Origin of the sequence: Actinocrinis sp. (assembly GCF_035938995.1) — a bacterium.
Classification (GTDB): domain Bacteria; phylum Actinomycetota; class Actinomycetes; order Streptomycetales; family Catenulisporaceae; genus DASZGI01.
In genome coordinates, this window is record NZ_DASZGI010000349.1 from 1 (window position 1) to 9754 (window position 9754).

Consider the following 9754-nt stretch of genomic DNA (forward strand, 5'->3'; position numbering starts at 1 on the left):
CGTCGACCGCGCGGCCCGGGTCGCCCGCGAAGGCGGCTGCGACCCGGTGATCTGCGTCCTCGGCGCGGGCGCGGACGACGTGCTCCACCTCGCCCGGGCCGACACGCTCGACCAGGCGGTCGTCAACCCGGACTGGTCGACTGGCCTGAGCTCGTCCCTGCGCGCGGGCCTCGCGGCCGTGCCCGCCGCGTGCGGCGCCGTCCTCATCCTCCTGGCCGACCAGCCATTCATCACCGCCGAGGCCGTGGTCAAGGTCGTGGCCGCGCACCAGGCCGGCGCGCAGATCGCCGCCGCCGCATACGCCGGCCGCCGCGGCCATCCGGTCCTGGTCGCCGCGCAGCACCTGCCCGACGTCGCAGCGAGCGCGACCGGCGACGGCGGCGCGCGCCACTTCCTGCGCGCCCGCGAGGAGAGCATCACGCTTGTCGACTGCACGGGCCTGGGCCGCCCGGTCGACATCGACCAGCCCGCGGACCTCGGCCTGCTCGCGCAGGAGCAGTAGCGCCCCCGTCTCCCGGTACGCCAACCGGGCAGCGAATCGGGACGACCCGGGGCATAGAGCGGTTCCGCCCCCGGCCGCAGGGTATCTGTACGGCGTGATCACACTCGGCGTCGAGGAGGAGTACCTCCTATTCGATCCGGCCACCGGCCTGCCCGCGGCCGTCGCCGAGGAGGTCCTGGACGTCGCAGGGCTCGATGACGCGGTCTCGGTGGCCGAGGTCCAGCACGAACTGCTGCAGGTCCAGCTCGAGGTCGCCACCCCGGTGTGCGAGTCGCTCGACGAGGTCGGCGGCCACCTGCTGCGGCTGCGCCACGCGCTGGGCACCGCGGCGGAACGGGTCGGCTGCCGGATCGGCGCCTCCGGCTCCGCGCCGTTCTCGGTCGACGGCCACCCGGAGATCACCGACACCCGGCGCTACCGCTCAATGTACGAGGACGCGCCCCAGCTGGTCGACGAGCAGATGATCAACGGCATGCACGTGCACGTCGCGGTGCCGGACCGGGCCGCCGGGGTGTTCGTGCTCAACCGTTTGCGGCCGTGGCTGCCCGTGCTGGTCGCGGTCGGCGCGAACTCGCCGCTCTGGCGCGGGCGCGACACCGGGTTCGCCAGCTGGCGCACCGTCGTGTTCGGGCGGTGGCCGGTCACCGGGCCGCCCCCGCCGTTCGCCGACGCCGCCGACTACGACCGGCGGGTGCGCGCCCTGGTGACCGGCGGCGCGATCCGCGACAGCGGCCAGATCTACTGGCAGGCGCGCCTGTCCGAGCGGTACCCCACCATCGAGGTGCGCGCCCCCGACGTGCAGATGCGCGTCGAGGAGACGGTCATGCTGGCCGGCCTGATCAGGGGACTGGTGCTCACGGCGCTGCGCGAGCGGCGGGCGGACGGGACCTTCCCCGACGAGCCGGATCCGCCGCCGACGCCGGAACTGGTGAATGCGGCCGGGTGGCATGCGGCGCGGCAGGGTTTGGAGGGGCTGCTGGTCGGCGTCGGCGGAGGACCGGTTCAGGCCCGCGACGCGGTGCAGGACCTGCTCAAGTACGTCACCCCGGCGCTCGACGAGTGCGGCGACAGCGAACAGGTCACCGCCCTAGTCGGCCTGCTGCTCGAGGACGGCAACGGATGCCGCCGCCAGCGCCGCGCCCTGGCCGAGTCGGGGCCGCTCGGTGTGCTCAACCTGCTCGCGACCGAGACGGTGGCCGGCAGCGACCTCGTCGGCTGACCGGCCTGGCAGGGAGCCAGAAGAACTAGAAGAAGGTGCGGATCAGGTCGACGACGTGTTCGTCCTCGACGACCGGGATCAGCTGCCACTTGTCGAACGCGGTACACGGATGCGAGATCCCGCACGCGACGATGTCGCCGACGGCCGGGCGCATCTCCGCACCGTGCGTAAGGAAGGCGTGCTGGTCCGCGAGTCCGGAGATCGAGCAGCCGGTCAACTCGACACGCTCGCCGTCCGCGGCGCGGCGCAGCCAATGCGGCTCCGGCGGCCCGAGGTCGATCGGCGCGTCCCGCTTGCCGAAGTCGAGCAGCGCGAGTCCTGGTTCGGGCGTTGAGATTACCCGGCCGAGCACGTTCAGCGCCGGACGGAACCCGGTGGTACCGGCGCCGCCGTCAGCGACGGCGAACGGTGTCAGCGTTCGATAATGGCCGTCGTCGTGCGTCACGTACGCACCGCTGCGGAGCACGGGTCGCACCGGCCGGGAGAGGCTTAGCGGTGCCGTCAACGCGTCAACGACATCGTCGAAATACGCGCTGCCGCCTGCCGTGACCACGATTCTCTCGGCCTCGTCGAACAAACCGAGGTCGTCCAGGGCCGCAGCTGTCTCGCGGACGAAGCGCAGGTAGCTGCGAATGCGCTCGAGCGCGGCGGGGGAGCGGTCCCCGGCCAGCGCCCCCTCGAACCCGCCGACCCCGACCAGGCGCAGGTTCGCGGCGTCTCGGACCGACCGCCCGACCGCGACCGCCGTCTCAATGTCGCGGCACCCTGTGCGCCCTCCAGGCAGTCCGAGGTCGACGATCACTTCGATGAGCCGGCCAGTGCCCGGTGCCGGTGCCGGTGTCGCATCGCGCAGTGCTGACTCCATCAGCGCGACGACCTCCACCGAATCGGCGAAGCACAAGAATCGGAACCCTGCGTCGCGTTCGAGCTCGCGCGCGATCCACGTCAGCGCGTCAGGATCGATCAGCTCGTTCCCGAGCAGCACGGTGTTCACGCCGAACCGGCGGTAGACCCGCACGTGCGCGATGGTGGCCGCCGTGACGCCCCATGCGCCTGCCGCAAGCTGCCGCGCGAACAGCTGCGGCGCCATCGTGGTCTTGCCGTGCGGGGCGAGGTCCACCCCGCGCTGGGCGCAGTAATCGGCCATGAGCGTGATGTTGTGGTCGAGCGCGCCGGCGTCGAGCACCATGAGCGGGGTGGAGAACTCGGCCAGCGCCGGTTTTGCCGCGACGAGGTCGGCGACGGTCCTGCCGTGGAACACCGAGGGGAAGCCCTTGAACCGCCAATCGACCGGTTCCGCACCCAGGGCCGCCAGCGCCGCGTCGTCCACCCGGCCTCCCGTGTGTAATTGCTCCTCTGCCTGATCGGTTGTAACATCCCGGCCTCGGTGGGTCAATGAGCAGCGCCGTTCACGAGCAGGTGGAGACCACATGGGCGCGTCGGACGCGCAGACAGCGGACACGGACTCGGACGCGGTGGACATGAATGCGGTGGACACAAAGGCGGTGGACACAAAGGCGGTGGACACGAATACGGCGCTCGGCCTCGTGCCGTGTCCGGCCGAGATCAAACGGAGCGACGGGTGGTTCGAGCTGTCCGCCGCCACCGGCCTCGACGCCGACTCCGGCAGCCGGGGAGTAGCGGCCTTGCTTCATGGGTGGCTCACCCCGGCCACCGGTTTCCCGCTGCGCGACGCGCCGACGCCGTCAGACGGTGCGCACCCCGTGATCTCGCTGCGCTCCGACGCCGTCGACCTCGGCGCGGAGGAGTACCGGCTTGTCGTCGAACCCGGCCGCGCGTCGATCGAATCCGGCGGTGCCGCAGGGGTCTTCTACGGCGCTCAGACCCTGCGCGCGCTGCTCGGCCCCAACGCGTACCGCAGTGCCCGTGTCGGCAGCGGCGCTTGGAGCATTCCGGCACTGACGATCGCCGACCACCCCCGATTCGGCTGGCGCGGCGCACTGCTCGACGTCGCCCGGCATTTCCTGCCTGTGCGCGACGTACTGCGCTTCATCGACCAGATAGCGCTGCACAAGCTCAACATCCTGCATCTGCATCTGACCGACGACCAGGGCTGGCGCGTCGAGATCAAGCGGCATCCCCGACTCACGGAGGTCGGCGCGTGGCGGCGGGAGAGTCCGATCGGCGACCGGCGTCACGAACGCTTCGACGGACGCCCGCACGGTGGCTACTACACCCAGGACGACATCCGCGAAATCGTCGCCTACGCGGCCGAGCGGCACATCACCGTCGTCCCAGAGATCGACGTTCCCGGACACACCGGCGCCGCGATCGCCGCTTACCCCGAACTCGGCAATACCGACGCGCCCGGCCACCCGGCAGCTCCCGAGGTCGTCACCCGCTGGGGCATCCACGAGGGTGTCCTCAACGCAGAGGAATCCACCCTGCGGTTCGTCTTCGAGGTCTTCGACGAGGTGCTCGAGCTCTTCCCGGGCCAGTACGTCGGCGTCGGCGGCGACGAATGCCCTGCCGTCCAATGGGAGAACAGCCCGCGCGCGCAGGCCCGCATCGCCGAACTCGGCCTCCCGTCGGCTGATGCGATCCGCGGCTGGTACACCGCGCGGCTCGGAGAGTACCTGGCCGCGCGAGGCAGAACACTGCTCGGCTGGGACGAGATCTGCGACAGCGGCATCCAGCCGCCCCCGCGCGACGCCGCCGGCGGCACAGTCATCGGCGCCTGGCGCTCGGTCGAGCACGGTATTGCTGCGGCACGCGCCGGGTATCGCGTGGTCCTGTGTCCCGAAGACCAGGTCTACCTGGACTGGCGCCAGGCCGACGGCCTCGACGAACCGATCCCGGTCGGCAAGGTCACCGACCTCGCCCGCGTCCACGCCTTCGAACCCGTGCCGCGGGACCTGCTCGGCACCCCCGAAGCCGACCTGGTGCTCGGCGCGCAGTGCAACATCTGGACCGAACACCTCGACACGGCGCGCGCCGTCGACTACGCGGCGTTCCCGCGGTTATCCGCTTTCGCCGAGACCGTCTGGGGCGGCGCGGACCGGGACTTCGGGGACTTCCGCGCCCGCCTCGCCGTCCACGAGCAGCGACTCGGCGCGCTCGGGGTCGAATACCGGCGCGACGCGGGACCGCTGCCGTGGCAGAGCCGTCCCGACGCGCCGGGCTGGCCGCGCTGAACGCGCCGACTTATCCGATCGATCCGGAGCCGGAGCCGGAGCCGGGCCGGTGTCGCCGACGACGTCAGCCGACGAGCACGTGGGCTGGCTGGCTGACATCCAGTCCGCCGCCCGAGGGCGTGAGCCGCCCGGTCGCCCGGTCCACCCGGAAACCGGTGATCCCGCCGGAACGCTGGTTCGCGCAGAACAGGGCAGTGCCGTCCGGCGTGAGGGTGATGTGGCGCGGCCACACACCGCCGCAGTCCCACCGCGCGCCGATGCCCAAGTGCGCGCCGTTGTCGGCGAGCGGCCCGGCGACGATCGAGTCGTCGCCGCGGTTTGACCAGTAGCTGAATTTCCCGTCCGGCGAGACGATGATCCCGCCGGGGTAGTTGCGGGTGTAGGTCCCGCGCGGGGCGGCCCGGAAATCGCGCACGTCCTTGAGCATGCCGGTCTTGGGGTTGTACGGACACGCCGACAGCGTGTCGCTCAGTTCGTTGGTGACGTACACGGTCGCGGCGGTCGGATGGAAGGCGAGATGGCGCGGCCCCGAGCCCCAGCCGACCCGGTTCTGCGCCAGCGGCGACAACCGCCCCGACTCCGGGTCGAGCGAGTACGAATACACGCAGTCGGTCCCCAGATCCGCCGCCATGATCAGCTCGCCGGACGGGTCCGGCAGCACCATGTGGGCGTGCGGCCCGTTCTGGCGCAGGTCGTCGGGGCCGTGGCCGGTGTGCTCCACCAGGTCGAGCAGCGCCCCGAGTGCCCCGTCCGGGCCTATCGCGTGCACCGCTATGCTCCCGGAGCCGAAGTTCGCGGTGAGCAGGAACCGGCCGCTGGGGTGCACCACGAGCTGGCAGGGATGCGCGCCGCCGGTCGCGACGTCGCCGATCCGGGTCAGGGTCCTGCCGTCGGCCCCGATGGAGAAGGCGGCGATCCGCCCGTCCGCCTCCTCCTGCACCGCGTACAGGACGTCGCGTTTCGGGCTGAGCGCCAGGTATGACGCTTCGGGCGTCTCGACGCTCGCGACCGGCGTGATGTCGAGCGTCGACCGGTTGAACTCGGCCACGACGATGCCGTGGCCGGGCGGTGCGACGCGCCGCGTGGCCGGCGGCGTGAGGGTGGTCTGGCTTCGGGCATCGGCGTAACCGGAAGCGTCGCCCGCGTCATCGGAGGACGCGAACGCGCCAGACTCCGCGCGCTCATCCTCCGAGCCGACGGGCCCGGACGCGGCGGAGTCGTCACCCTCCGTGTAGCGGCCGATAAAAAGCCGCCGCTTCTCCGTGCCGGTCACTCATCCCTCCATGCAGGTCAGCTGCACCCTACCAGCGCGTACGGGGGCGACGGCGGGCCGTGCGACGCGTGGCCCGCCGTCGCCCGCCCATGCGAGCGTCGCTGGGCCGGTTCTCGTCCCCGTTGCGAGTATCCGAAGCGGCGCAGACCACACCGGCGGACCCGGGTCGACGTCGGGGAGTGGCCGCCCCCGGTCAGCTCATTGCGATTATGGCGTCCGTCCCTGATTTGTGCGGCGAAATCAGCTCAGGGCCTTGTCCTGGATGATCTCCGCGAGCGCGGCGACCGCGTCGGCCCGGCCGGGGGAGTCCAGCGCTTCGCGCAGTTCGGCGAGCCGGTCCACGACGTCGTGCATGTCCGTGTCGGGCGACGCGGCCTCGTCGAGGTCCACGACGAGCACGCCGTCGTCCGCGTAGTGAACGCGGCCCTCGCGCCAGACGACGAGGGTCTTCGTCCCGCCCGCGCTCTTGCCGCGCACCGCTTTGCGCGCACGCTTCGCCTTCCCGCGGTCCGCCTCGGGCTCGGGTTCGCCGCCCGTGTCTGACGTCTGCGACGCGGATGTTCGCGGCTCAGGGCTGTCGGCGCTCCCGGCTGCGGACTCACTCCGGGTCTGCGGGGGGATCACGGCCTCGGGGCCGGGCTCGGGCTCGGCGGTCGGCTCGGGCTCCGACCCCTCCGTCTGCGCGGTTGCGATCTCGGCCTCCTCAGGGGCATTCGCGGTCATGTCCCGATCAACGAGGCGGGGCCGCGGGCGTCACGACGTACGGTGAGTCGAGCAGTGGGGCAGGTGTGTCGGGCGCGGCTCGTGGTGCGGAATCCGGCAGGCTGTCCTTTTGTTTATTGTTCAACTACCGTCGAGGCGGCAGCCACCGCGCCGCCGACCCGTCCTCAGGAGGCTCCGATGCCGGTTTACCCGATCAGCAAGGCGGTACCGTCGCTCGCGCCGGCCGTCGAGCTGCAACGCGCCGAGGACCGGTCCCACACGAAGATCTCCTGGCTCGACTCCAAGCACTCCTTCGCCTTCGGCCGCCACTACGACGCCGGCAACACCCACTTCGGCCTGCTCCTGGTCAACAACGACGACACGGTGCGGCCCGGCGCCGGTTTCGAGACCCATCCGCACGAGGACATGGAGATCGTCACCTGGGTCCTGCGCGGGGCGCTCGTGCACCAGGACTCCGAGGGGCACGCGGGGGTGATCTATCCGGGCCTGGCGCAGCGCATGAGCGCGGGCCGGGGGATCCTGCACTCGGAGAAGAACGACGCGTGGCGGCTGACCGGCGACGCTCCGCACGACGCACCCGTCCACTTCGTCCAGATGTGGGTCGTGCCGGACGAGGCGCGCATCGATCCCGGATACGAGCAACTGGAGATCGGCGACGAGCTGTTGCGCGGCGGCCTGGTCCCGGTCGCCTCGGGCATGGCGCGGCACGACGGCGCCGCCGCGATCAGGATCAAGCAGAAGGACGCCGCGCTGCACGCCGCACGGCTCGAGCCGAACGCGTCGGTGACCCTGCCTGCCGCACCGTTCATCCACCTGTTCGTCGCGCTCGGCGCGGTGGAGCTCGAGGGTGTCGGGCCGCTGGCCGCCGGTGACTCCGCACGACTCACCGCGAGCGATGGCCGCCGGGTCACCGCGAGCGAGCCGGCCGAAATCCTGGTCTGGGAGATGCACGCCCGGCTCGGCTTCGACGCCTAGACTGTCCGCTTCCCATGACGACGCGGTCCACTCCTCCGACGAGGCGGTCCGCTTTCCTGCGACGACGCTGCCTGGCGCTCAGGCGAGAGTGCCCGATTCCGGCTGCTCTGCCGTCGCGCGGTGATCAAATCTCCACGATCACCGTGAACGGCCCGTCGTTGACGAGCGCTACCTTCATCTGCGCGCCGAACGCGCCCGTCGCAACCCGGGCGCCGAGTTCGCGCAGCGCAGCGGCGGTGACCTCGACCAGCGGCTCGGCCACCGGACCCGGCGCGGCGGCGCTCCAACTCGGCCGACGTCCCTTGCGTACGTCCCCGTAGAGGGTGAACTGGGAGACCAGCAACAACGGCGCGTCCAGATCGGCGCAGGACTTCTCGCCGTCCAGGATGCGCAGCGTCCAGAGCTTCTCCGCCATCCGCCGCGCGTGCTGGTCGGTGTCGGCGTGGGTGACGCCGAGCAGGACGCAGAGCCCGGGCTCGCCGATCTGGCCCACTACGGAGCCCGCGACCTGCACGGACGCCTCGGTGACACGTTGCACGACTGCTCGCATGGCCTGATGTTTTCACGCTTTCGCGCCCCTGCGTGAACGCGTGGTCGGGTGCATGATGGGTATAGAACATGTGTGCGATTGCGAGACTCGGCGACGCTGAGGAGGTCCACCGGATGCTTCAGTCCGCACCGAACGACCTGCCAGGCCGCAGGGACGCGCCTGTACGTGTGAGCGGCGCGCATCCTCACACGACGCGAGTCGACGCCGCACACGCACACCGAGGCGGGAGCGGCGGGAACCCCGGGGCGCGACGGCGTGGTGGTGGGGAACCGAGGGCGGGCTCGGCCGTCGCCCGCCCGGACGGTGTCTCGGCGGCGCTCGCCCTCGCCTCGCGCGGGTTCGCAGTGTTCCCGCTGCGGCCGGGCACGAAAGTGCCCGCGGTGCGCCGGGACTGGGAGGGCCAGGCCACCGCCGACGCCGCCCGCCTGCGCCAGATCGTGCGGCCCGGCGCGAACGTCGGGGTGGCGTGCGGCCCGAGTGGGCTGCTGGTGCTCGACCTCGACGTGGCGAAGGAAGCGCCGGGGACCGAGCCGGACCCGGACGAACCGCGCCACGGCGCCGAGGCGTTGCGTGCCTTGGCCGCCGGACGCGAGCTGCCGCCCACCCTCACAGTCGCGACACCGACCGGCGGCCGACACCTCTATTACAGGGCGCCGCGCGGATTGAGGCTTCGCAACACCGCCGGCCGCCTCGGCCCGCTCATCGACACGCGCGCGGAAGGCGGGTACGTCGTCGGGCCGGGATCGATCATCGACGGCCGCTCCTACCGTGTCATCGCGGACATACCGATCGCCTCGCCGCCGCACTGGCTGCTGCGCGAACTCGAGGCGCTCAACGCCCCGCCGGTCGTCCCCGCGCCCGCCGCCGTGCTCGTCGCGCCGACCGGCTTCGTCGGGTCGACGCCCGACGGAGCGAGCGCATACGCCGCGGCAGCTCTGCGCAACGAGGTGGAACGCGTCCGCACAGCCCGCGTGGGCACCCGCAACGACACGCTCAACCGCGCCGCGTTTTCGCTCGGACGGCTCATCGGGGCGGGAATCCTCGACCACGACCTGGCCACCGGTGAGCTCACGGATGCCGCGCGCCGGGCTGGTCTGGCACCGCGCGAGGTGGCATCGACCCTCTCCTCAGGCATCGGCGCGGGGATCGCCCGCCCACGCATGCCGAGCCGGCCTCAGTCACAGGCCCGGCCAGTCCCAGCGCGCGCAGAGCTGGCGCGGCCGACTACACAGAGAGCCGGAGCCGCCGGGCCCGACGCGACGCTGCCACCGCGCGCGGCGGAGTTCCTCGGCGCACTGCGCGCAGTGGACCGCGCATACGACGCAGCCGCGCTGTGCGCCGCCGCCTTGAGCGCGAA

Annotated in this window: 9 protein-coding genes; 5 read left to right on the top strand and 4 right to left on the bottom strand. The window is 71.8% G+C overall.

Annotation, left to right across the window (positions count from 1 at the left end; translation table 11 throughout):
* Both VGZ32_RS24590 and VGZ32_RS24595 read left to right on the top strand, forming a co-directional pair.
* Window positions 1–502, top strand: a 502-nt coding sequence (locus VGZ32_RS24590) for a nucleotidyltransferase family protein (protein ID WP_326888557.1), incomplete at its 5' end; no start/stop codon positions are given.
* A gap of 94 nt (window positions 503–596) precedes the next feature.
* Window positions 597–1721: a glutamate--cysteine ligase gene (locus VGZ32_RS24595; protein WP_326888558.1), complete on the top strand. Its 1125-nt coding sequence runs from the start codon at window positions 597–599 to the stop codon at window positions 1719–1721.
* Between the two features lie 25 nt (window positions 1722–1746).
* Here the strand turns inward: VGZ32_RS24595 and VGZ32_RS24600 are convergent, their stop codons facing one another.
* Window positions 1747–3051, bottom strand: coding sequence for an amino acid deaminase (locus tag VGZ32_RS24600; RefSeq protein ID WP_326888559.1), 1305 nt, complete (start codon window positions 3049–3051; stop codon window positions 1747–1749).
* Between the two features lie 151 nt (window positions 3052–3202).
* Here VGZ32_RS24600 and VGZ32_RS24605 point away from each other — a divergent pair, with 151 nt between their 5' ends.
* Window positions 3203–4876, top strand: coding sequence for a beta-N-acetylhexosaminidase (locus VGZ32_RS24605; RefSeq protein WP_414642592.1), 1674 nt, complete (start codon window positions 3203–3205; stop codon window positions 4874–4876).
* 64 nt (window positions 4877–4940) lie between these two features.
* Here VGZ32_RS24605 and VGZ32_RS24610 read toward each other — a convergent pair whose 3' ends face one another.
* Window positions 4941–6149 carry a lactonase family protein gene (locus VGZ32_RS24610; RefSeq protein ID WP_326888561.1) on the bottom strand — a complete coding sequence of 403 codons (1209 nt, stop codon included), beginning with the start codon at window positions 6147–6149 and terminating at the stop codon, window positions 4941–4943.
* A gap of 240 nt (window positions 6150–6389) precedes the next feature.
* Window positions 6390–6872, bottom strand: a complete 483-nt coding sequence (locus VGZ32_RS24615) for a hypothetical protein (RefSeq protein ID WP_326888562.1) — start codon at window positions 6870–6872, stop codon at window positions 6390–6392.
* Window positions 6873–7049: 177 nt separating this feature from the next.
* On the opposite strand from VGZ32_RS24615, the gene VGZ32_RS24620 reads away from it, so the two are divergent.
* Complete coding sequence (locus VGZ32_RS24620; protein ID WP_326888563.1) at window positions 7050–7847, top strand: pirin family protein; 798 nt, start codon at window positions 7050–7052, stop codon at window positions 7845–7847.
* 124 nt (window positions 7848–7971) lie between these two features.
* Here VGZ32_RS24620 and dtd read toward each other — a convergent pair whose 3' ends face one another.
* Complete coding sequence (dtd, locus tag VGZ32_RS24625) at window positions 7972–8397, bottom strand: D-aminoacyl-tRNA deacylase (RefSeq protein ID WP_326888564.1); 426 nt, start codon at window positions 8395–8397, stop codon at window positions 7972–7974.
* A gap of 113 nt (window positions 8398–8510) precedes the next feature.
* Here dtd and VGZ32_RS24630 point away from each other — a divergent pair.
* Window positions 8511–9754: bifunctional DNA primase/polymerase (locus VGZ32_RS24630; protein ID WP_326888565.1), on the top strand; the 1244-nt coding region annotated here is incomplete at its 3' end.